We start from the raw sequence: 23,254 nt of genomic DNA on the forward strand, positions 1-23,254 counted from the left end.
CCGGACGCCCTAATGGACGCCGCAGGCCGGAGCCCTTTCGTCGTCCAGCATGCGCGGGCCTGCGATCCCGGGGAAGTCAGGGCCGGGAGCCGTGGACCGGTGCCGTGCTCTCCCGTTCGATCAGCTCCGGCAGCGGCACCTGGACCGAGCGGGCCGTGCCGCCGTCGAGCAGCGCCGTGAGCTCCTTGGCCGCGATACGGCCGAAGGCGACCGGATCGCGGGAGAGCGCGGTGAGGTAGGGGTGCACCATCCGGCAGAGCACGGAGTCCTCCCACGACACGATCGACACGTCCGCGGGCACGGCCAGGCCCAGGCCCGCGACGACGGCGGCGCCGGCCGCGGCCATCACGTCGTTGTCGTAGACCAGCGCCGTGGGTGCGGCCTTCGACGCCAGGACGCGCCGGGTGACGGCGGCGCCTTCCGTGTCGGAGTAGTCCGTGGTCACCGACCGCACCCCCGTCAGCCCGCGCCGCTCCGCCTCGTCGCGCAGCGAACGGATGCGCCGGTCGGTGTGGGCCAGCGAGGGCAGCCCCGCGATGTGCACGATGCGGTGGTGGCCGAGCTCGTGCAGCCGGCCGACGACATGCGCCATGGCGCCGGTGTCGTCGGCCCGCACCTCCGAGAGGTTGGGGTGCCGGTCGGGCAGCCCCCCGATGACCACGCCGGGCAGCCCCAGCTCGTCGAGGAGGGCCGGCCGCGGGTCGTCCGTCCGGGGGTCGACGACCAGCACGCCGTCGACCCGGTGCTCGGCCCACCAGCGGCGGTGGACCGCGCACTCGGCGGTCACGTCGTCCACCATCTGGAAGAGCAGGCCCAGCTGTCGCTCGGCCAGGACCTCCTGGATGCCGGAGATGAGCTGCAGGAAGAACGAGTCCACGCCGAGTGTGGTCGCCGGGCGGGCCACGACCAGGCCGACGGTCGCCGCGCCTTCCCCCGACAGGGCACGCGCGGCGGTGCTGGGGCGCCAGCCGAGCTGCGCGGCGACGCGGCGGACGCGGTCGCGGGTGATCTCCGAGACGCCCGGGCGGTCGTTGAGCGCGAAGGACACCGCGCTCTCCGAGACACCGGCCCGCTGTGCGATGTCCTTCATCGTCGGCCGCCGGGCGGGAGTGCGCCTCGGCTGCGAAGTGTCCCTGGCGGACGGGGTGTTGGCAGTCACCCGGACCCCTTCCCAAGTCTCCGTGCCCGCGTGGGCGGGCCGGTGCACGGGCATCCTATGGCCTGTGCGCTGGGCCGGTCGAAACAGTCGCCGATCAATGACTAAAGCGCTTGAGCCACATCAGCCTAAAGCGCATTAGTCGATCGCGGCAAGAAGTATCCATTAGCCCTCTGACCTGCTGTGATGTCGCCAGGCTGGAATTTGTGCGACGAATCTGTTGACTTTCTCCGCCGACCCCGTGCAAGGTCTGCTGGGCGTGCGCAGCCGGCCACCTCTTCGAGCCGGCCGCCGTATCCCTCATGCGTCTGTGCCGAGCAAAGGAGCCGTTCACCGTGCGCATCAACCGCAGGGCCTTCGCCGTCATCGCCGTCATCGCCGTCGTCCTGCCGCTGAGCGCCTGTGGCGGCGGCTCCGGTCCGGGCGCGGCCGACGGCTCCGGCAAGATCGAGGGCAAGGTCGAAGGCGAGATCACCTTCCAGACCTGGAACCTCCAGGCCAACTTCAAGGACTACTTCAACGGCCTCATCGCCGAGTTCGAGAAGCAGAACCCGGGCACCGAGGTCAAGTGGGTCGACCGGCCGGCCGAGGGCTATGCCGACAAGATCAGCGCCGACGCGGCCGGCGGCACCCTGCCCGACGTCGTCAACGTCTCGCCCGACCTCGTCGCCCCCCTCGCCAAGGCGGGCCTCGCGCTGGACCTCGACAAGGCGGCGCCGCAGTACAAGAAGGAGTACCTGCCGGGTGCCTGGCAGGCCCACGAGGTGCCGGGCGTCGAGGGCACGTACGCCTTCCCGTGGTACCTCAACACCGGTCCGCTCTTCTACAACAAGCGCCTGCTGAAGGAGGCGGGGCTCGACCCCGAGAAGCCCCCGACCACCTACGGCGAGGTCTTCGACTACGGCCTGAAGACGGCCGAGAAGAGCAAGGGCAAAGTCGCCACCCTCGCGAACGTGCCCACCATCGAGGACTTCGGCCGCTACGGCGTCCCCCTGATGAACGAGGAGGGCACCGGCTTCGCGTTCAACGACGCCAAGGGTGTCGAACTGCTCACCCGCTACAAGGAGTTGTTCGACGCGGGAGCCCTGGACGCCCAGGCGCTGACCGCGACCCCCGAGTCCGCCGGCCACAAGTTCCTCACCGAGTCCGTCGCCATGAACCCCGGCAGCGCGCTCGACCTCGGCAAGTTCAAGAAGGAGGCCCCGAGCCTCTACGAGAACATCGGCATCACGGACCAGATCACCAGCACCGGCAAGGCGAACATGTACGTCATGGGGGTGATGGTCAACGCCCGGACCGAGCGGAAGCCCGCCGCCGTCGCCTTCGCGCACTTCGTGACCGACGCGACCCGCCAGATGGAGTTCGCGAAGCAGGTCGCCATCTTCCCGAGCACCGCCGGCTCCCTCGACGACCCGTACTTCACCAAGGAGGACGGCACCGACGAGACCCGGGTGCGCATCGCGGCGGCCAAGTCCCTGAAGAGCGCGGTCAACTACACGCCGGTGCTGTTCAGCGAGCAGATGAAGACCGAGCTGCGCAACGCGGTCGCCCGCGCCCTGCAAGGGAAGCAGAGCCCCGAGGAAGCGCTTGACAACGCTGTCAAGTCGTGTGACCGGCTGCTGAAGCAGAGCTGACCGACCGAGCTGATCGACACCGCCATGAAGACCTCCACCGCCTCCGAGGCGATCTCGTCCGGCCCGGCCGCGTCCGGCCCGGCGCCCGGGAGCCCCGGCTCCCCCGAGCGCCGGGCCGGCGGCGCCGTCCGCCGCCATCTGCCCTCCAGCCCCTGGCTGTTCGCGGCGCCCGGCCTGCTCGTCGTCGGCGCGTTCGTCCTGTACCCGTTCCTCAGCACCCTGGTCAACGCGTTCACCGACCGGCGCACGCTCGTCCCCGGCCGGTTCGTGGGTCTCGCCAACTTCCGCGAACTGCTCGATGACGAGATGTTCTGGATCGGCCTGCGCAACAGCACCCTCTACGTCCTCGGTGTCGTGCCCGCACTGGTGATCCTGCCGCTGCTCCTGGCGATGCTCGTGCAGCGCCACATCCCCGGCATCACCTTCTTCCGCTCCGCCTTCTACACCCCGGTCGTCGCCTCCGTCGTCGTGGTCGGCCTCATCTGGGTGTGGATGCTGGACGACCGCGGCCTGGTGAACGCGGTGCTGGAGGCGGTGGGCGTCGGCCGGATCGGCTTCCTCAGCGACCAGTGGCTCCTGTTGCTGAGCGCGATGGCCGTCACGGTCTGGAAGGGCCTCGGCTACTACATGATCATTTATCTGGCGGCGCTGGCCAACGTCCCGCGCGAGCTGCACGAGGCCGCGGCCGTCGACGGAGCCGGACCCGTACGCCGCTTCTTCTCCGTCACCGTCCCGGCCGTCCGCTCCACCATGGTCCTCGTCGGGGCGCTCTCCGCCGTCGCCGCCTTCAAGGTCTTCTCCGAGGTCTACCTGATGGCCGGGCCCAGCGGCGGCCCGGCGGGCGAGGACACCACGCTCGTCATGCTCGTCCAGCGCGTCGGCACGGGCCTGTCCGGCCGCGTCGGCTACGCCTCCGCCATCTCCGTCGTCGTCTTCGTCGTCACCGTCGCGCTCATGCTCCTCGTGCTGCGCGCCGACCGGAAGGAGGACGCGTGAGCAACCGGGGCATCACCGACGCCGAGGGCAAGCGCATCCCCGCCACCCAGCTCGTCTTGCGCTACGTCCTGCTGCTCGCCGTACTCGCGCTGACCGTCGGGCCCTTCCTTTGGCAGCTGTCCACCTCGCTCAAGGGTCCGCACGAGGACATCTTCAGCTCACCGCCGCGGTTCCTGCCGAGCGATCCGACGATCGGCAACTACACGCGCGTCGCCGAGACCATCCCGGTGTGGGACTACGCGTTCAACTCGCTCAAGGTCGCCGTCGCCAACGTCGTCACCAACTGCGTGGGCGCCGCCCTCGCGGGCTACGCGCTCGCCCGGCTCAGCTACCGCGGACGCAGGGCCGCCACCCTGGCGTTCATCCTCGCCATGCTCGTCCCCGTCGAGGGCATCATCATCGCCCAGTTCACCACCATGCGGGACCTCGGCCTCAACAACACCCTGCTCGGTGTACTGCTGCCCGGGTCGGTCGCCGCGCTGAACGTCCTGCTGATGCGCAACGCCTTCCTCAATCTCCCGCAGGAGGTGGAGGACGCCGCCTTCGTCGACGGCGCCGACGTCTGGCAGCGGTTCGTGCGCATCGCGCTGCCCTCGGTCCGGGGCACCCTCGCCGTGGTCGCCATCTTCGCCTTCATGGGCGCGTGGGACGACTTCCTGTGGCCCCTGATCGTGCTCAGCGACCCGGAGAACTTCACCCTCACCATCGGCCTCAACTACCTGCACGGCACCTTCGCCAACGACGAACGGCTCGTCGCGGCGGGCACGATCATCGCCGTGCTGCCGCTGATCGTCCTCTTCGCCTGCCTCCAGCGGTTCTTCTTCCGCGGCGTCGGCGAGGGCGCCGTCAAGGGCTGACCGACACCACGACGAGACTTGGGACACCGCCTCTCCATGAGCTCCGCCCTGCGCTTCGGCGCCAACTACACCCCCAGCGAGGGCTGGTTCCACCACTGGCTGGACTTCGACATCGACGCCGTGCGCGCCGACCTCGACTCCGTCGCCGGCCTCGGGCTCGACCACATCAGGGTCTTCCCGCTCTGGCCGCTCTTCCAGCCCAACCGCGCCCTCATCCGCCCGCGCGCCGTCGACCAGCTCGTCCGACTCGCCGACGCCGCGGCCGAACGCGGCCTCGACGTCAACGTCGACGGACTGCAGGGACACCTGTCCAGCTTCGACTTCCTGCCCGCCTGGACCCAGACCTGGCACCGGCGCAACATCTTCACCGACCCCGATGTCGTCGCCGGACAGGCCGCGTACCTGCGCACGCTCGCCGAAGCCCTCGCCGACCGGCCCAACTTCATCGGCATGACCATCGGCAACGAGATCGCCCAGTTCGCCGCGGGACCCCACCCCGACCCCGACCGCGTCACCCCCGAGCAGGCCGGTGGCTGGCTGGAGCGGCTGCTCGCGGCCTGCGAGGAGGGCGCGCCGGGCCGGATGCACCTGCACGCCGAGTACGACGCCTCCTGGTACCAGGACGACCAGCCCTTCACCCCCGCCCACGCGGCCCGGATCGGCCCCGTCACCGCCGTGCACTCCTGGGTCTTCAACGGCACGGCCCAGCGGCACGGCCGCACCGGCACCGCCACCGAGCACCACGCCGCCTACCTCATCGAGCTGTCCAAGGCATGGGCGCTGGACGCCCGCCGGCCCGTATGGCTCCAGGAGGTCGGCGCGCCCGCACCGCACATCCCGGCCGAGCACACCGCCGCCTTCACCGAGGCCACCGTCGCGGGCGCGCTGGACTGCCCGGACGTATGGGGCGTGACCTGGTGGTGCTCCCACGACGTCTCCCGCTCACTGGCCGACTTCCCCGAACTCGAGTACAGCCTCGGCCTGCTGACCAACGACCGGAAGGTGAAACCGGCCGGACGGGCCATCGCCCGCATCACCGAGGCGTGGCGCGGACGCGAGCACCGCCCCGCGCCCCGCACGACCGCCCTCGTCGTCGACGCCGGCGACGAGGACACCGCGCCCCGGCGCTCGGTGTGCGCCCCCGGCGGCCCCGTCTTCGAGGCCTTCGCGCGCCTGACCGCCGACGGGGCACGACCCACCACCGTCCTGGCGAGCCGCGCCGGCGACCGGGATCATCTCGCCGCCCGCGGCATCACCGAGGTCGTCACCCCCGAACAGGCCGGCGTCACCCCCGAGCCGGCCTAGGGGGTTGTCCGGCCCTGATCCACCGGACAACCCCCTCGCACCGCACCGTAAGCCGTCCACGACACGATACGGAGCACCGTCATGACCCCCCGCCTGAGCAGACGAGCCGTCCTCGCGGCATCCGCGGCCGCCGCCCTCACCCCGGTCCTCGTGCCGGGCACGGCCGCCGCCGCGAAGAAGAACGCGCTCGGCGCGCCGTACGCCTCCTACTGGTACCCCGACTCGCTGCCCTCCGGCAGCCCCGGGGAAGGCATCACCTGGCGCAGCCTGAAGTCCTGGCGGGCCGAGCAGGACACGGACCTGCCCTTCAACAAGTCCGCCGTCCCCCTCGCGCGCCGGTTCACCCCCACCCCGGTGAACGGCACCGCGCGCGCCGGCCAGGCCCGCGTCCAGTCCCTCGTCTCCTTCGCGCCCACGGCGTCCAACCCCTCCCAGGGCGCGCCCACCGCTGACTACTACGCCACCACGCACTGGGCGTACGTCGACGAACTGGTCTTCTGGGGCGGCTCGTCGGGCGAGGGCCTGATCCTCGCGCCCAACGCGCCCGTCGTGGACGCGGCCCACCGCCACGGAGTGCCGGTGCTGGGTAACGTGTTCCTGCCGCCCGTCGCCTACGGCGGTCAGCTCCGCTGGACCCGCGACCTGGTGCAGAAGGACGCCTTCGGCCGCTACCCGCTGGCCGCGCAGCTCGTCGCGGTGGCCGTGGCGTACGGCTTCGACGGGTGGTTCGTCAACGCCGAGACCGGCGGTGGCGACCGGGCGCTCGCCACCGACATGCGGGGCTTTCTCGCCGAGCTGAAGAGCCTCGGCACCGCGAAGGGCCTGCGCGTCACCTGGTACGACTCGATGACCGTGGACGGGTCGGTGGACTGGCAGGACGCCCTGAACGACCGCAACCGGCCGTTCTTCGAGGCCGCCGACTCCATGTTCCTCAACTTCAACTGGACGCGCGCCGACCTCACCTCCTCCGGGCAGCTGGCGCAGCGGATGGGCCGCAGCCGGTACGCGCTGTGGGCGGGCGTCGACGTGGAGGCCAGTGGCTGGAACAAGACCGTCGACTGGGACGCCGTCCTCCCCGAGGCCACGGACGACGTCGTCTCGCTGAGCTTCTACCGGCCCGAGTGGACCCGCAACCATCTGCCGGCCGGCCGCACCCCGGCCCAGTTCCACGCCGCCGACGACCGCTTCTGGAGCGGACGTTCGCTCGACCCGTCCCGGCCGGACACCTCCGACACCTGGCGCGCCCCGGCGCTCGCCGTCGCCGATCGCTCGACGGTCGGCGCGTGGCCGTTCGCGACCGTGTTCAACACCGGGCACGGCCTGCGCTGGTACGAGGCGGGCAGGGCGGTCTCGGACACCGCGTGGAACCACCTCGGCCTCCAGGACCGCATGCCGTCGCGCCAGTGGGTCGTGCGCACCGAGGGGACCCGGCCCGCGGTCGGATTCGACTTCGCCGACGCCTGGCACGGCGGCAGCAGCCTCCGGGTCGACGGAGCCCTCGACGCACCGGCCACGCTCGACCTGTACGCGACGCGGCTGCCGCTCGCCGCGGACACCGTCGTGGAGCTCACGCACCGCGCCGAGGCGGGCGAGGTCGCCGTCGAACTGGCCGTCGCCACGGCGGAACCCGCCGGACCCGGCGAGCCCCACCCGTACACCTACCTCCCCGTGGGCACCGCCGGACCGGGCTGGACCACACGGACCGTACGGCTCACGGGCCTGACCGGGACCGTGCACGCCCTCGGCGTACGGCTCACCGGCAGCGGCGGCCGGGTGACCTGGCGGCTCGGCGCCCTCGCCGTACGCGCCGCCGGGACCGTACCCCGGCCCGCCGCCCCCACGGCCCTGCGCGTCACCGACGCGTCGGCCGCGGGCCTGCGCCTCACCTGGCAGCCCGCGCCCGGCGCCGTGCGCCACCACACCCTGCACCGCCTCCTGCCCGACGGGACGCGTCGCTTCCTCGGCGCCACCTGCCAGCGGGCCTTCTTCGTCCCCGGCCAGAAGCCCGAACAGGGCGAGCGGGCGGCCCGGTTCGAAGTCCGCGCGGTGGGGGAGCTGTACAGCGTGTCCACCGCCGCGACGACCGACCACCCCTGGTAAATCACCACCGACCCCCGGAGCACCCCTCATGCATGACGACCGCACCCTCGTCGAGGCGCGCCTGAAGCGCGTCCTCGACGAACGCATCCGCCCCGCCGTCCACCCCGCGTCCGTGCCGCTCGACGTCGCGGTGTGGAACGCGCCGGGCGAGCCCGTCCCGGTCGCCGAAGGGCTCGCCGCGACGCCCGCGCCGATCGCCGTCGGCGACCGGTGGGGTGCTCCGTGGGGCACCAGCTGGTTCACCGTCACCGGGACCGTTCCGGCCGAGTGGGCCGGCCGTACGGTCGAGGCGATCCTCGACCTCGGCTTCGACGAGAACATGCCCGGATTCCAGTGCGAGGGGCTCGTCTACCGCCCCGACGGCACCCCGGTGAAGGGCCTCAACCCGCGCAACCAGTGGGTCCGCATCGGCGCACCGGTCACCGGCGGCGAAGAAGTCCTGCTGCACGTCGAGGCCGCGTCCAACCCCGTCATCCTGGACTACCACCCCTTCATTCCGACGCAGCTCGGCGACAAGGAGACCGCGGGCAGCGAACCGCAGTACCGGCTCGCGCGCATGGACCTCGCCGTCTTCGACGAGACCGTGTGGCAGCTCGTGCTCGACCTGGAGGTGCTCGGCGAGCTCATGCACGAGCTTCCGGCGGACGGCCCCCGCCGCCACGACATCCTGCGCGCCGTGGGCCGCGCGCTGGACCGCGTCGACCTCCAGGACGTGAACGGCAGCGCCGCCGCCGCCCGCGACGAGCTCGCCGGGGTGCTCGCCACCCCGGCCGAGCCCTCCGCGCACCGCATCAGCGCCGTGGGCCACGCCCACATCGACTCGGCGTGGCTGTGGCCGCTGCGCGAGACGGTCCGCAAGGTGGCCCGTACCACCTCCAACATGACGGCCCTGCTGGAGGACGAGCCGGACTTCGTCTTCGCCATGTCGCAGGCGCAGCAGTTCGCCTGGGTCAAGGAGCACCGGCCCGAGGTCTACGCCAAGGTCAAGAAGGCGGTCTCCGAGGGCCGGTTCGTACCGGCCGGCGGCATGTGGGTCGAGTCCGACACCAACATGCCCGGCTCCGAGGCCATGGCACGGCAGTTCGTGCACGGCAAGCGGTTCTTCCTCGACGAGTTCGGCATCGAGAACGACGAGGCCTGGCTGCCGGACACGTTCGGCTTCGCGGCCGGGCTGCCCCAGATCATCAAGGCCGCGGGCTCCAAGTGGCTGCTCACCCAGAAGATCTCGTGGTCGCAGACCAACACCTTTCCCCACCACACCTTCCTGTGGGAGGGCATCGACGGCACGCGCATCTTCACGCACTTCCCGCCCGTCGACACCTACAACTGCTCGATGAAGGGCAGCGAGATCGCCCACGCGGCGAAGAACTTCAAGGACAAGGGCGCAGCGAGGCACTCGCTCGCGCCGACCGGCTGGGGCGACGGCGGCGGCGGCACCACCCGCGAGATGGTCGCCAAGGCGGCCCGGCTGCGCGACCTCGAAGGCTCGGCCACCGTGACGTGGGAGACCCCCACGGAGTTCTTCGCCAAGGCCGAGGCGGAGTATCCCGCTCCGCCTGTGTGGGTGGGCGAGCTCTACCTCGAGCTGCATCGCGCCACCCTGACGAGCCAGGCGAGGACCAAACAGGGCAACCGGCGCAGCGAGCACCTGCTGCGCGAGGCCGAGCTGTGGTCGTCGACCGCCGCCGTGCGGACCGGATCCGCCTACCCGTACGAGCAGTTGGACCGCATCTGGAAGACCGTCCTCCTGCACCAGTTCCACGACATCCTGCCCGGCTCGTCCATCGCCTGGGTGCACCGCGAGGCGGAGAAGACCTACGCGGCCGTCGCCGACGAGCTGAACGGCATCATCGACGAGGCCCAGCGGGCCCTCGCCGGAGACCCGGAGGCCGGCGGCGAACTCGTCTTCAACGCCGCCCCGCACGAGCGGCACGGTGTCGCGGCCGGCGGCGCCGCCGTGCCCGCCGAAGCGGGCGGCGCCCGGCTGGCCGAGCGCGACGGCGGGGGTTTCGTCCTCGACAACGGCCTGCTGCGGGTGGAGGTCGACGCCGACGGCCTGATCGTGTCCGCGTACGACATCGCCGCCGAGCGCGAGACGGTCGCGCCAGGCCGGGCGGCCAACCTGCTCCAGCTCCACCCCGACTTCCCGAACATGTGGGACGCCTGGGACGTCGACGCGTTCTACCGCAACACGGTCACCGACCTGACCGACGCCGACGAGGTGTCCCCGGTCGACGCCGGCTCGTCCGCGGCCGTGCGCGTCGTCCGCAGCTTCGGCGCGTCCAAGGTCACGCAGGTGCTCACGCTCACCCCCGGGGTCAAGCGCCTCGACATCGACACCGAGGTCGACTGGCACGAGACGGAGAAGTTCCTCAAGGCCTCCTTCCCGCTCGACATCCACGCCGAGCGGTACGCCTCCGAGACCCAATTCGGCCACTTCCACCGCGCCACCCACACCAACACCAGCTGGGAGGCCGCCAAGTTCGAGGCGTGCAACCACCGCTTCGTCCACATGGAGGAGCCGGGCTGGGGCGTCGCGCTCGTCAACGACTCGACGTACGGCCACGACGTGACCCGCACCGTCCGCACGGCCGACTCCGGCACCACGACCACGCTGCGGGTGTCCCTGCTGCGCGCGCCCCGCTTCCCCGACCCGGAGACGGACCAGGGCGTGCACCGCTTCCGCCACGCCCTCGTGCCGGGCGCCTCGATCGGCGACGCCGTCCGCGAGGGCTACCGCGTCAACCTGCCCGAGCGGCGCGTCCCGGGTGACACCGCGGTCGCACCGCTGGTCACCGTCGACAACGACGCGGTCGTCGTCAGTGCCGTGAAGCTCGCCGACGACGGCAGCGGCGACGTCGTGGTGCGGGTCTACGAGTCGGCGGGTGGCCGCGCGAGGGCACGGGTCGTCCCGGGCTTCACGGCGAGTGGGGTCGCGACGACGGACCTGCTGGAGCGCCCGCTCGCCGACCCGCGGCGGCACGAACTCAGGGACAGCGCGGTGCGGTTGAACCTGCGCCCGTTCGAGCTCGTGACGCTGCGTCTGACGCGCGGCGCCTGACAGCCGCGCGCACGGCCCGCCGCCTCACGCTCCCTGGAGAGCCGTGAGGTGGCGGGCCGGTGTGTCCGCCGACTGGAAGCTCGCCCCGAACAGAGGCCCCTGCGGTATCTCGGAGTGCCGGGGTGGAGGACCGTCCTCAGCCGCCCAGCGAACAGCGGCTGAGCAGATCGCGTCCGTCGCCCTCGCCCGCCCTCGGCAGTGGAACGGTTCGGCTCGGCGCGGGCGCCCTGCCGTTCCCGGTCCAGTCCTCGAGAGCGGTGAAGGCCGAGCGGTGACACGGTGTCAGGGGCCGCAGCCGGTCCGGGAAGGCGTCGTAGAGCGAGTCCACATGCGTGCCGCCCTCGATGCGGTAGTACCGCAGCAGCTTCGCGCGGCCCGCGTCGCGCACCATCCCCGCGTACACGTCGGAGTCCTTCCCGATGGGCAGGAGCACGTCGAGTGTGCCGTGCAGCGTGATCAGCGGCTTGCCGATCCGCCCCGTCAGCGCGATCCGTTCGACCGCGTCGGCCACCTCGCGGGGCCGGTCCCCGTACACGTAGTCCGCGTCGCACGCGGGGGTGCCGGGTGCGCAGAACGGGGTCCCGGCCTCCGTCGCGCCGTCGAAGCCCGGGTCGAGCTCCTCGCGGTATATGCGCTGTGTCAGGTCCCAGTAGTACTGGTGGTGGAAGGCCCACAGGAACTCGGAGCCCGCCGGATACCCGGCCGCCACCATCTCGCGGTGCGCCCGCTCGGACCCCTCACCGCCCGCCGCGTACACGGGATAGCTGCGCAGCGCCGAGGGCAGGAACGTGAGCAGGTTGGGGCCCTGTGCGCGCCACAGATTGCCCTCCCAGTCCACGCCGCCGTCGTACAGCTCCGGATGGTTCTCCAGCTGCCAGCGCACCAGGTAGCCGCCGTTGGACATGCCGGTGGCCAGCGTGCGCGCCGGCGGCCGGTGGTAGCGCTGGGCGACGACCGCGCGGGCGGCCCGGGTGAGCTGGGTGACCCGCTCGTTCCACTCGGCGATCGCCTCGCCGGGCCGGTCGCCGTCGCGGTGGAACGCCGCGCCGGTGTTGCCCTTGTCCGTCGCGGCGAACGCGTAGCCGCGGGACAGCACCCAGTCCGATATCGCCCGGTCGTTCGCGTACTGCTCCCGCACACCCGGCGAACCGGCCACGACCAGACCGCCGTTCCAGCGGTCGGGGAGCCGGACGACGAACTGCGCGTCGTGGTTCCAGCCGTGATTGGTGTTGCCCGCCGAGTCGTCGGGGAACCAGCCGTCGATCTGGATGCCCGGCACCCCGCTCGGCGTGGCCAGGCCCGCAGGAGTGAGTCCGGCCCAGTCCGCCTCGTCGGTGTGGCCTGAGGCGATCGTGCCGGCCGTCGTCAACTCGCCGACGCACGAGACCTCCTGGTGCCCGGCGCCCGGCACGCGCAGGGCGCCCATCCGGGCGCAGTGCCCGCCGCCGGCGTCCGGGGCGGCCGCGGCCGGGACGGCGACGGACCCCACGAGCAGGGCGGTCACGGCCGCCGCGCGGGCGGTCCACTGGGACAGCGCGTACGCGCGGCGGCGCGAGCGGACGGGTGCGGTGCGTGGCGGCGGCAGGGCGGACAGCACGGACGGGCCTCCTGGGGGTCGGGGGAGCGGGGTCAGGGACAGGAGCCGTCGGCGACGACGAAGTAGCCGGCCGGCGACTCCTTGAGCGTGTGGGTGACGAACGTGTTGTCGAGGCCCATGAACTGGCCGGATCCCCTGGCGTAGGCGTAGCCGCCGGCGGTGGTCGCCCGGCCCGCCTGGACGTGCGCGTAGTTGCTGCTCGTCCAGCAGGCCGCGGCCCGGCCGGTGGTCGACGCCGTGACCGCACCGGAGCGGACGCCCTCGGTGCCCTGCGCGTCCCGTGCGGCCACGCTGTAGGCGTACGAGGTGCCGGGGGCCAGGCCGGTGTCGGTGTGCGAGGTGCCGGCGGGGGCGGTGATCCGGACGCCGTCGCGGTACAGGGCGTACCCGGCCGCCCCGTCGACCGCGTCCCAGCGCAGGGACACCGAGCTGTCGTCCGCTCCCGTGACCGCGAGCCCGCCCGGTGCGGGCAGACCGCCGGGGTCCGGGTCGACGTCGCCCGCCAGGCCGAAGAACTCGCTGACCCAGAGGCTGGAGCAGATCGCGTCGATGAAGTGCGGCGTGCCGGTCGCCCCGCACTGCTCGGGGCCGCTGCCCGGATCCACCGGCGTGCCGTGCCCGATAGACGGCACCCGGTCCACCTCGACGGCGACCTCACCGCCGGCCAGGTACTGCTCGCGCCGCGTCCCGTTCGGCCCGATGGGGCCGGTCCGGTCAGGGACCTGGCCGAGCCCGTGCACGGCCGTCCACTGGTCCCTGAGCTCACCGGCGTTCATCGGGGCGACCGTGGCGTCGTCGTCCCCGTGCCAGATCGCCACCCGCGGCCACGGCCCGGTGTACGACGGGTACGCGTCGCGCACCCGCTGCGCCCACGCCGAGGGCGTCCGGTCGGTGCCGGGGCTCATGCAGGTGAACGGCCCCGTGTCCCTCGTGCAGTCGTACGGGATGCCGGCGATCACGGCGCCCGCCTCGAACACGTCCGGGTAGGCGGCGAGGACGACCGCGGTCATCGCGCCGCCGGCCGACAGCCCGGTGACGAAGGTGCGGGACGGGTGGGCGCCGTAGGCGCTCTCGGCGTGCGCCACCATCTGCCGGACGGAGGCGGCCTCGCCCTGCCCGCGGCGGTTGTCCGCCGCCTGGAACCAGTTGAAGCAGTTGTTGGGATTGTTCGACGCCGTCGTCTGGGCGAGGACCAGCAGGAAGCCGTGGCGGTCGGCGAAGGCCGCGAGCCCCGAGTTGTCGGCGTAGACCTGGGCGCTCTGCGTACAGCCGTGCAGGGCGACGACGACCGCGGGCTCGGCCGGAAGGGACGCGGGCCGGTGGACGTACATGGCCAGATCGCCCGGGTTGCTGCCGAAAGCGGTGACCCGTTCCAGGGGGACGGCCGCGTACGCGACGGGAACGGGGACGGCCGACAGGCACCCGAACAGCAGGGCGAGCACCGCGACCAGCCGTCCGGCGGACATCGGTCCCCGCGGCCGGGGGCTCATGCGCTGCGACATCCGGACCTCCCACGGTCGGTGGATCCCGGTCACAGTAGGAACCGGCACACGCGACAGGAATGGTGAGGCGGCCCACAGCCGCGCTCCCAGTCAGCGGCTCACGGCCTCTTGCGGCGGAGGCAGTTGTGCGCTATGGGAGCCCATGACGGAGTCGTGCCCCCGCTGCCGAGGGGCGCGGGACGGCCCTCGGATACGCATCCCGCCACGGGCACGCGGTCGGCCCACCCGGGGCGCGCGGCGATCCGGCCCTCCTTAGCGTGGCAGCGTGAGTCAGCAAGCAACGACGAAGCCGGCCGGTGCGGTACGCGGTGCCCACGGCCGGCCCCACGCGCTCCTGGCCGTTCTCGCCGGCCTCGTGGTCATGGTCGTCACCGCCGCGCTCGGGTTGTGGGCGGCCGGTGCGGCCGACCTGCCCGACGGCGCCTTCGTCGACGTCCTGGCGGCCACCGTCGTCATGGCCGTCGGCGGCTCCGCGTCAGGGCGCCGAGCGATTCGGCGCGTGCGCCCACGCGTGCGCTCGCGCCGTCGAAGACGAGGGGCAACTCCCGTGCCGGCAGCCCCCGATCGGCCGAACCGCGCCTCGGCCTCCGCCCTGAAGAACGCGGTCGGCGACTCCTGCACTCGCCGGGCGACGACGACCACGCGGTTCTCGCAAGCGGTACCGCTGCGCTCCGCCCCCGGTCGGCGCAGTCGTCGGACCGAACGCCGCAGGCCCCGGGACGGGCTTGCGCCGAGCGGGCGCCCGCCGCGCGTGTTGCGGGGTGCGCCGGGTGCAGGCACCCTGATGGTGACCCAGAAGCGACAAGGGCTCACTCTTCGTACTCGGGGGTCCATCCTGCGAAATGAAGGGCCGTCGCGGTGAGGAGCCACGGTCATGAATGTTCCGGTTGCCTGCCACTACAGAATGGAAGTGGCGGCATCGTCAGAGCGCATTCCCCAGATCCGGCGCATTCTCGCGGCGCATCTGAGGTACTGGAGCCTTGAGCACCATGTGAATGCCGTCTGCAGCGCCGTCGACGAACTCGTCGACAACGTCGTGCAGCACGTCAGCGGCGACAAGACCTGTGTGGTCGAGCTGCGCTGGACCGGTCGCCGACTGGTCGCGTCCGTCTCCGACCGGGACCGGTGCCTGCCACCGGTGCGGAGCTCCTCCCCGTCGCGGGGAGGGCTCGCCAAGGTCGCCAAGCTCAGCGACAGCTGGGGCACGTGCGGCACCGAGGAGGGCAAGGTCATCTGGTTCAGCAGACGGGTCAAGGAGGCCGAGCGGATCCTGACCGGCCCCCGCGCCCCGAGGCGGCCCGTCGTCGAGTTCAGGCCGCTGGCCCTGCCTGGGCATCCGTCCGATGCGCCTGCCCTCGAGGTGGATGCCGTGCGGTGAGAGGTCCGCGGTCCCTCAGGCGCGCGCGTGCGGTGCACGCGCGCTTCGGCAGCGGGACCAGCGGACACGAAAAGGCCGTCACGCCGGTCACTCCGCGACACGCGCCCTCTGTGGCGACACCCACGTCCCGCGAGACGGACCCCGGCCTGCCGGCAGCCCGTGCGGCCGGCCCGGGTCTCGTACCCGGGACCGGCCGCCGGGCGAATCGGAGCCGCCTCAGGCAGCGCTCCTGTTCTGCCGGGCGGTCGTGTGCAGGTCCGCCACCAGGCGGAAGAATCCGGCCTCGTTGCCCGCCAGTCCGACCGCGCTGAGCGCCTCGTCGGCCTCCGCCATCGGTGCGGACAGCAGCGGAAGCGCCGTCGGGGCCCGGCGGGGATCGGCGAGCAGGGCCCTCGTGGTCTGCAGAAGCCGTACGTACGCCTGCGCGGCGGCGAGCTCGGGATCGTTCATCTCGCGGTTCCCCTCGTGAAGGTGTCGGGCCGTCAAGCATCTCGCGCGGCACTGACAACGCCCTTGCGTCGACATGTTCCGGGGGCACGCCAAAGCGGCCGGCGGGCCGCCGGCCCGGGTTACGGGGGGCGTCTCATCAGGGGCCGTGCTGCCCGGCAGGCCGTTCGGTCGCCCCGCGTGGGGTGCGGACCGCCCGGTCGGCCCCGCGCGGTGGGGGCCGTCAGCGTCATCTCGTACCCGGTCCCGGCCCCCTCCCGCTCGTACACCGCCGTGAACGCACGCGGCGCGTGCCCGGACGCCGTCACCGCCGGTACATAGCTCCCCTCGGGTGGCGCGGGGAGGGCGTAACGCCCCTGTGCGTCCGCCACCGCCAGGCCCGCCCGGCGGCCCGACCGGTCGATCAGCGTCACAAGGGCACACGCCACCGGTGCGCCCTCGGCGTCCCGCACATGGCCGTGGAAGCGGCCGATCCCGGCGCCGTAGCCGATCTCGATGACCAGCATGCCGAGCATCGGCCAGGCATCGTCACCCGCCGCCTGGGTACCCGACGCCCCCGGCGGCCGTCCGCCCACCGCCCGGACCCGGCCCGCTCGCACCGCCGCGGCCGGGGGGCGAGGCTTGAGGAGACGGGGAGGGCGCGCCGCCCGGCGCGGACAGGCCGGCCCCACGGGACAGGAACGGAAGGCGGGAATCACGGTGAACACTGCACAGGAGCACACGGAGTCGGTCGTCGTCACGGTCACCGGCTGCTCCAGCGAGGACGCGGACTCCGTCTTCCGCGCCCTCGGCCGCGCGTACCCCTCGGACCGCGACGAGTCCGAGGTGCCCCGGCACGTCATAGAGGGCCACGAGACCGTGTGGACGACCACGTTCGACGTGTCCCACCCCCTCGGCAAGGCGGAGCCGGTACGGCTCGCGGCACCCGTGACGATCGAGATGCAGGGCGGCTACTGGGCCGTGGACCGCATGAAGGAGATGCTCGCGACCAGCTTCCAGGTCCAGGAGGAGGGCATGGCGGCCGGCGACCAGGAGAAGGACGTGCAGCTGCGGCTGACCAGCGGCATCCATCAGTGACCGGCTCGGCCGAACACACCGGCGACCCGCCAGGCACCCGAGCCCAGGAGGACTGACCATGCCCATCGCCACCGTCAATCCCGCGACCGGGGAGACGCTCGAGACCTTCGACGCCTTCGGCCCCGACGAGATCGAGCGGCGCGTCCAGCTCGCCTCCGACGCCTTCGCGAGGCATCGCACGACCTCCTTCGCCGAGCGGGCCGGCCTGCTGAACCGCGCCGCCGACCTGCTGGAGCAGGACCAGCAGGGCATCGCCCGCACGATGACCACCGAGATGGGCAAACCACTGGCCGCCGCCCGCGCCGAGGCGGCCAAGTGCGCCAAGGCGATGCGCTGGTACGCCGCCCGGGCCGAGGAACTCCTCGCCGACGAGCACCCGCCGGAGGCCGACGTGACGGACTCCGGAGCGGCCCGCGCCACCGTGCGTTACCGGCCCCTCGGCGTCGTCCTCGCCGTCATGCCGTGGAACTTCCCGCTCTGGCAGGTCGTGCGCTTCGCCGCGCCCGCCCTGATGGCGGGCAACACGGGGCTGCTCAAGCACGCGTCCAACGTGCCGCGGACCGCCCTGTACCTGGAGGACCTGTTCCGCCGGGCCGGCTACCCGGAAGGCTGCTTCCAGACGCTGCTGGTGGGTTCGGACGCCGTCGAGAAGGTCCTGCGCGACCCGCGCGTGGCCGCCGCCACCCTGACCGGCAGCGAACCGGCGGGACGCTCCGTCGCCTCCGTCGCCGGCGACGAGGTCAAGAAGACGGTGCTGGAACTCGGCGGCAGCGACCCGTTCATCGTCATGCCCTCCGCCGACCTGGACCGCGCGGTCGCCACCGCGGTCACCGCCCGCGTGCAGAACAACGGCCAGTCCTGCATCGCGGCCAAACGGTTCATCGTCCACGCCGACATCCACGACGCCTTCCGCGAGCGGTTCACCGCCGCGATGCGTGACCTGACCGTGGGCGACCCGATGGACGAGTCCACCGACGTCGGCCCGCTCGCCACCGAGAAGGGCCGCGAGGACCTCGAACAGCTCGTCGACGACGCGCTCGCCCGGGGCGCCACCGCACAGTGCGGCGGACGGCGCCCGCCCGGCCGCGACCGCGGCTGGTACTACGAGCCGACCGTGCTCACCGGCGTGACCGACGCGATGCGCATCCACCGGGAGGAGGCGTTCGGACCGGTGGCAACGCTCTACCGCGTAGCCGGCGCCGACGAGGCCGTCGCCCTCGCCAACGACTCGCCGTTCGGACTCAGTTCCAATGCCTGGACCCGCGACGAGGCCGAGATCGAGCGGTTCTCGCGGGACCTCGAAGCGGGCGGCGTCTTCTTCAACGGCATGACCGCCTCCCATCCCGCCCTGCCGTTCGGGGGCGTCAAACGGTCCGGCTACGGACGCGAGCTGTCCGGGCACGGAATCCGGGAGTTCTGCAACGTCACCACGCTGTGGCACGGCAAGGACGAGGAGGCGTAGAGCATGCTGCGCATCGGATACACGATGATGACCGAGCAGGCCGGGCCGCGTGAGCTCATCGGCCATGTGGCCGGCGCCGAGGCGACCGGTTTCGACTTCTCCGTCATCTCCGACCACTACTTCCCCTGGCTCGGCTCCCAGGGCCACGCGCCGTACGCCTGGAGCGTCCTCGGCGCAGCCGCCCAGGCCACCTCGACCATCCCGCTCATGACGTACGTGACCTGCCCGACGACCCGGTACCACCCCGCCGTCGTGGCCCAGAAGGCCGCCACCGTCCAGTTGCTGTCCGAAGGTCGTTTCCGCCTCGGCCTCGGCTCCGGCGAGAACCTCAACGAGCACGTGGTGGGCGGCGGCTGGCCCAGCGCGCACGAGCGCCTGGAGAAGCTGGAGGAGGCCACGGACATCATCCGCAGGCTCCTCGACGGCGAGCACGTCACCCACCACGGGCCCCACTTCGACGTCGTCGACGCCAAACTGTGGGACGTGCCCGAACAGCCCGTGCCCATCGGCATCGCCGTCTCCGGCGACAGCTCCTGCGAGATCGCCGGGAACAATGCCGACCTGGTGATCGCCACCGAGCCGAAGAAGGAACTGCTCGACGCCTTCGACCGCTACGGCGGCGCCGGCAAACCCCGCATCGGCCAGCTCCCGGTCTGCTACGACACCGACCGGGACGCGGCCGTGGCCCGCGCCCACGACCAGTTCCGCTGGGCGCTCAGCGGCTGGCGGGTCAACGCCGAACTGCCCGGGCCGAAGTCCTTCGAGCAGGCCACCGCACTCGTCACCCCCGAGGACGTCGCCGGACAGATCCCCTGCGGCGACGACGTGGACGCCTTCGTCGACGCCGTACGCCCGTACGCGGAGGCCGGATTCACCGAGGTCGCCCTCGTCCAGATCGGCGGGGACCGGCAGGGTCCGTTCCTCGACTGGGCCGGGAAGAAGCTGCTGCCGGCGCTCCGCGAGCTCTGACCTCCGCGCGTCGGCGCGCGCACTGCCCGCGTCCTGCTCGGGCCGCAGGTGACACCGGCGCTCACAACCCCCTGCCGAGTGGGCTTACGTCGGGTAAATTCCCTCTGTGCACGGCGAGTTGATCTCATGATGCGCAGCTGGCAGGGGGAAGGCGGGGGAGCGCCATGGGCGGGAGACTGTACGGTCAGCAGGCCCTGCAGGAGGACTTCGTCCCGCGGCTGGTGGGACTGCACCACCAGAACGCCTACCAGGTCCCCTTCGCCTATCCCAAAGGCGCCCCCGTGGTGCGGATCGTCGGCGGACGCGGCACCGGCAAGACCGCGCTGCTCGGGGCCGTCCATGACGCGTACAACGGCCGGGTGCCGCTCGCGCGGGTCGACCTCGGAGCCCCCGGATTCGGCGAGCCGGGTGTCGCCGAGCTCAGCGACGAGGAGGTCCCCAACGCCTCCCACATCACCCACCTGCTGTATCTCCTCGCCTACAAACTCGGCCTCGACGTCCGGCACTTCGGCCGGCCCATGGGCTTCCCCAGGCTGTCGCTCGGTCTCCTCGTCGTCACCGCCTGGCGCCCCCTGAACAGCGACGAGACCGATGTGCGGCCCCCCGACCTGCGGCGGGCCGAGGCCGACCTGCGCACCTTCATCACCGCCGAGGACCCCGACGTACGCCGCCGCAGGGAAAGCCTCGGCCGCTGGTTCGACGTCGTCACCGACAACCTCCCGCAGGTCCTGTCCGTCGTCCCCGGCCTCGACTCCATCGCCGGAATCGTCCTCGACACCGCACGCCAGCAGCTCGTCAAGAGCGAACCGGACAAGGGCGCGCTCGCCTGGTGGGGCGGCCGGCTGCACGGCTCCCAGGGCTACCAGGGCGACTCCCTGCAACGGCTGTTCCAGTTCGTCCGCGGGTTCCGCAGGCTGGACGACCGCCGGCGCACCGCCGAGCAGCACCTCGTCGCCGCCCTCCTCGACGACGTCGACGCCAACTACGGCAGACTGCGCCGGCTCAACAAGAAGCCCCGGCCGCTGCTGCTCCTCGACAACGCCCACTCCGACGTCGGACGCACCTTCCTCGACCTGCTCGACGCAGGCTACGACACCCCCGGCAAGGACCCGACGCGGCCCGTCACCCTCGCCACCGTCCTCGGCAGGGGCGAGCGGCATCCGCCGCTCGGCGAGGTCGGCGGCGACGCCGTCCCGCAGGACCGGCCCCTCGTCCTCGGCATCCCCGCCATCGAACCCGCCCACATCGCCGAGATGCTCAGCCGCGTCGACTACCCCGACCACCTGCCCCGCGTCGTCGCCCGCTACAGCGGGGGGCGCGCTGCCGCCGCCCGGATCCTCGCGGACACGGCCGTCCGCCGCGTCCAGGAGGCGGGCACACTGCGCAGCCGGGAACTGCTCGACGACGCCGCACCCGCACTCCTCGCCAAACTGCTGCCCGACCCCGTGCTGCGGGACCGTCTGGTGCTGCTGTCCGCCGCGGCCGACGCGGGCACCCGGCGCGGACTGTGGACCTTCGCCCACCCCGAGGACCACTCCGACGACCTGGTCGCCGCCCGTGTCCGCGAGGCCGACGACTACCGCACCCGGTCCTGCCTCGACGGCGACCGCGCCCTCGACCTGCTGCTGCGGCACCGGCTGGCCGCCACCACCACCCACGAGCGCTGGCGCGACACCCAGCTGCGCCTGCGCTCCCTGTGCGACCCGCGCGGCGACACCTACCTGCACCACACCCTCGCACTCGGCCGCGTGGACGAGGTCGTGTGCGTGCTGCACCACCGGTTCACCGTCACCCGGCCCGCCGAATGGCTCGCCGCGCTCAACCTGATCTGCGCCGCCCCCCACCCCCGCGAGGGCTACGAGCCCCCGGCCGGGAGCCCCGCCCTGTCGTGCACGGCCTGCGGCAGCGACGTCCCCGGCCCGCACCACGAGGCCGTCGCCTCGCTGGTGCCCCTGCTGTGGCGGCTGTCCGACCCGCTCACCCTCGCTCCCCGCGAGGACGAGCTGACCACCGTCCGCATCGCGCTGGAGACGCTGTACGGCAACAAGGCCGCGCACGCCCCCTACCGCGAGGCGTCCGCCGCCTGGCCGGCCCGTCTGAGAGCCGGAACTCAGGCCCCCGACCTGCCCGTCCAGGAAGGTGCCGCGTCATGACGTCGTTCATCGGAAGACTCCCCGGCGGACCGCTCACCAAGGCGGCCGCCCTCGTCGTCGCCCTCGCCGTCCTCGGCGCCGCCGTGTGGGCCGGCATCGCCGTCTTCGGACCCGACCCGTCCTGCGGCAAGGGCATCGAGAAACGCGGCCCCGAGGGCGCCGGGGAATGCACGGGCGTCACCGACGGCAGCTACGTCTTCGCCGCCAACCTCAAGGAGGTCAGCGCACGCATCAAGGCGGAGAACGACCGGATCGCGGACGAACCGCACGTCTCCGTCGCCGTGATGCTGCCCATGGCGCCCAGCCAGGGCTTCGAGCAGGAGAAGACCCTGCACGAGGTGCAGGGCGCCTACCTCGCCCAGTACCGCGCCAACCACGAGTCCAACAGCAAGAAGCCCGCGATCCGGCTCCTGCTCGCCAACCCGGGCCGCAGTCACACCCACTGGAGGCCCGTCGCCGAACAGCTCGGCGAGATGTCCGAGTCGACGACCGACAACCTCCGCGCCGTGATCGGCTTCGACGTCTCCACCGCCACCACCCAGGCGGCCATCGGCTACCTCACCCGGGAGCGCGGCATCCCCGTCGTCGGCGGCCCCATCACCGCCGACGACTCCGGCAACAGTCCCGAACGGCCCGACGCCTACCCCGGCCTCGCCCGGGTCGTGCCCACCACCACCGACCAGGCCAAGGCCCTGTCCCACTTCAACAAGGACATCGACCCCGAGCACACCCTGGTGGTCGAGGACGTCCGCACCGGCGACAACTACGTCGACGCACTCAAGCGGGCCTTCGCCGAACGCACCCTCGGATCGCCGCGCGCACCCGAGCAGTACCGCGCACCCGACGAGTTCCACGAGGAAGGCACCACAGCCAACGCCTTCGACCAGATGGTCGACACCATCTGCACCTCGGCCGCCAAGGTCATCTACTTCGCCGGACGCCCCGTCCAGCTGCGGCAGTTCGTCAACGAACTCGGCAACCGCGGCTGCACCGAGAAGAAGTACACCGTCATCACCGGATCCGGCGCCTCCACGCTCTCCTCGGACAAGCTCCTCGACTGGGACGCCTTCCGCAAGGGCGTGACCCTCCAGTACGCGGCCGTCGCCCACCCTGACGCCTGGACCGGCCCACAGACGCCCGCCACCGGCGGCTCCGCGGCCGCCTACCGCACCCTCGCCGAGCTCGCGCGCAGCAAGGAGGTCGGCGACATCGGCGCGGTGGAGCTCACCGACTCACGGACCATCACCTTCTACGACGCGGGACTCACCGCCGTCACCGCCATCCGGATGCGCGACGACGGCGACCCCGTCATCCCCGCCCTCAGCCGCATCAGCGACTCCTGGCTGCGGCTGCACGGCATGGGCAAGGTGGACGGCGCTAGCGGCTGGATCTGCCTGGACAACTACGGCAACCCCTACAACAAGGCGGTCTCCGTCGTGGAACTCGCAGCCGACGCCCCCGGCCGCATCCGCTTCGTCGGACTCGCCTGGCCCACCGGCAGGCCCACTCCCGCGGACTGCACCGCGAGCCGTACCTGACACACGACGGCGGCCGCACACC

17 protein-coding genes are annotated in these 23,254 nt (G+C 72.3%); 12 read left to right on the plus strand and 5 right to left on the minus strand.

Going from position 1 to position 23,254, the window contains the following annotated elements; translation table 11 throughout:
* Window positions 1-76: 76 nt before the first annotated feature.
* On the minus strand, window positions 77-1,090 hold the full coding sequence (locus tag HW130_RS06210; protein ID WP_177148441.1) for a LacI family DNA-binding transcriptional regulator: 1,014 nt from the start codon (window positions 1,088-1,090) through the stop codon (window positions 77-79).
* A 401-nt stretch (window positions 1,091-1,491) separates the two neighbouring features.
* Here HW130_RS06210 and HW130_RS06215 point away from each other — a divergent pair, with 401 nt between their 5' ends.
* The 6 genes from HW130_RS06215 to HW130_RS06240 all read left to right on the plus strand — a co-directional run bounded on the left by HW130_RS06215 (window position 1,492) and on the right by HW130_RS06240 (window position 11,109).
* Complete coding sequence (locus HW130_RS06215) at window positions 1,492-2,790, plus strand: extracellular solute-binding protein (protein ID WP_177148409.1); 1,299 nt, start codon at window positions 1,492-1,494, stop codon at window positions 2,788-2,790.
* A 24-nt stretch (window positions 2,791-2,814) separates the two neighbouring features.
* On the plus strand, window positions 2,815-3,786 hold the full coding sequence (locus HW130_RS06220) for a carbohydrate ABC transporter permease (RefSeq protein WP_177148410.1): 972 nt from the start codon (window positions 2,815-2,817) through the stop codon (window positions 3,784-3,786).
* Window positions 3,783-4,643, plus strand: coding sequence for a carbohydrate ABC transporter permease (locus HW130_RS06225; RefSeq protein WP_177148411.1), 861 nt, complete (start codon window positions 3,783-3,785; stop codon window positions 4,641-4,643). The genes HW130_RS06220 and HW130_RS06225 overlap by 4 nt, the downstream gene beginning before the upstream one ends.
* A 36-nt stretch (window positions 4,644-4,679) precedes the next feature.
* A complete protein-coding gene (locus HW130_RS06230; RefSeq protein ID WP_177148412.1) occupies window positions 4,680-5,948 on the plus strand; it encodes a glycosyl hydrolase in 1,269 nt (422 codons plus the stop codon).
* An 81-nt stretch (window positions 5,949-6,029) separates the two neighbouring features.
* Window positions 6,030-8,048, plus strand: a complete 2,019-nt coding sequence (locus tag HW130_RS06235) for an endo-beta-N-acetylglucosaminidase (protein ID WP_177148413.1) — start codon at window positions 6,030-6,032, stop codon at window positions 8,046-8,048.
* A gap of 28 nt (window positions 8,049-8,076) precedes the next feature.
* Window positions 8,077-11,109 (plus strand): glycoside hydrolase family 38 C-terminal domain-containing protein, encoded by a 3,033-nt coding sequence (locus HW130_RS06240; RefSeq protein ID WP_177148414.1) that lies wholly within the window; start codon window positions 8,077-8,079, stop codon window positions 11,107-11,109.
* Window positions 11,110-11,245: 136 nt separating this feature from the next.
* Here the strand turns inward: HW130_RS06240 and HW130_RS06245 are convergent, their stop codons facing one another.
* Both HW130_RS06245 and HW130_RS06250 read right to left on the minus strand, forming a co-directional pair.
* Entirely contained in the window at window positions 11,246-12,643 is a 1,398-nt protein-coding gene (locus HW130_RS06245; RefSeq protein ID WP_375256510.1) for a tannase/feruloyl esterase family alpha/beta hydrolase, read from the minus strand.
* Window positions 12,644-12,738: 95 nt separating this feature from the next.
* Entirely contained in the window at window positions 12,739-14,208 is a 1,470-nt protein-coding gene (locus HW130_RS06250; protein ID WP_177148415.1) for a PHB depolymerase family esterase, read from the minus strand.
* Between the two features lie 904 nt (window positions 14,209-15,112).
* On the opposite strand from HW130_RS06250, the gene HW130_RS06255 reads away from it, so the two are divergent.
* Entirely contained in the window at window positions 15,113-15,586 is a 474-nt protein-coding gene (locus HW130_RS06255; protein ID WP_256355926.1) for an ATP-binding protein, read from the plus strand.
* A gap of 216 nt (window positions 15,587-15,802) precedes the next feature.
* Here HW130_RS06255 and HW130_RS06260 read toward each other — a convergent pair whose 3' ends face one another.
* A complete protein-coding gene (locus HW130_RS06260; RefSeq protein WP_177148417.1) occupies window positions 15,803-16,036 on the minus strand; it encodes a hypothetical protein in 234 nt (77 codons plus the stop codon).
* A gap of 119 nt (window positions 16,037-16,155) precedes the next feature.
* Window positions 16,156-16,548: a carboxypeptidase-like regulatory domain-containing protein gene (locus tag HW130_RS06265; RefSeq protein WP_177148418.1), complete on the minus strand. Its 393-nt coding sequence runs from the start codon at window positions 16,546-16,548 to the stop codon at window positions 16,156-16,158.
* A 184-nt stretch (window positions 16,549-16,732) separates the two neighbouring features.
* Between HW130_RS06265 and HW130_RS06270 the strand changes: the two genes are divergently transcribed.
* The 5 genes from HW130_RS06270 (at window position 16,733) to HW130_RS06290 (ending at window position 23,232) form a co-directional block, all read left to right on the plus strand.
* Window positions 16,733-17,110, plus strand: a complete 378-nt coding sequence (locus HW130_RS06270) for a hypothetical protein (RefSeq protein ID WP_177148419.1) — start codon at window positions 16,733-16,735, stop codon at window positions 17,108-17,110.
* Window positions 17,111-17,168: 58 nt separating this feature from the next.
* Complete coding sequence (locus HW130_RS06275) at window positions 17,169-18,572, plus strand: NADP-dependent succinic semialdehyde dehydrogenase (protein ID WP_177148420.1); 1,404 nt, start codon at window positions 17,169-17,171, stop codon at window positions 18,570-18,572.
* A 3-nt stretch (window positions 18,573-18,575) separates the two neighbouring features.
* Entirely contained in the window at window positions 18,576-19,541 is a 966-nt protein-coding gene (locus HW130_RS06280; protein WP_177148421.1) for an LLM class F420-dependent oxidoreductase, read from the plus strand.
* Window positions 19,542-19,705: 164 nt separating this feature from the next.
* On the plus strand, window positions 19,706-21,694 hold the full coding sequence (locus HW130_RS06285; RefSeq protein WP_177148422.1) for a hypothetical protein: 1,989 nt from the start codon (window positions 19,706-19,708) through the stop codon (window positions 21,692-21,694).
* Window positions 21,691-23,232 (plus strand): ABC transporter substrate-binding protein, encoded by a 1,542-nt coding sequence (locus HW130_RS06290; protein ID WP_177148423.1) that lies wholly within the window; start codon window positions 21,691-21,693, stop codon window positions 23,230-23,232. The genes HW130_RS06285 and HW130_RS06290 overlap by 4 nt, the downstream gene beginning before the upstream one ends.
* Window positions 23,233-23,254 lie beyond the last annotated feature (22 nt).

The sequence above is a fragment of the Streptomyces sp. PKU-EA00015 genome (genome assembly GCF_013387495.1).
GTDB lineage: Bacteria > Actinomycetota > Actinomycetes > Streptomycetales > Streptomycetaceae > Streptomyces.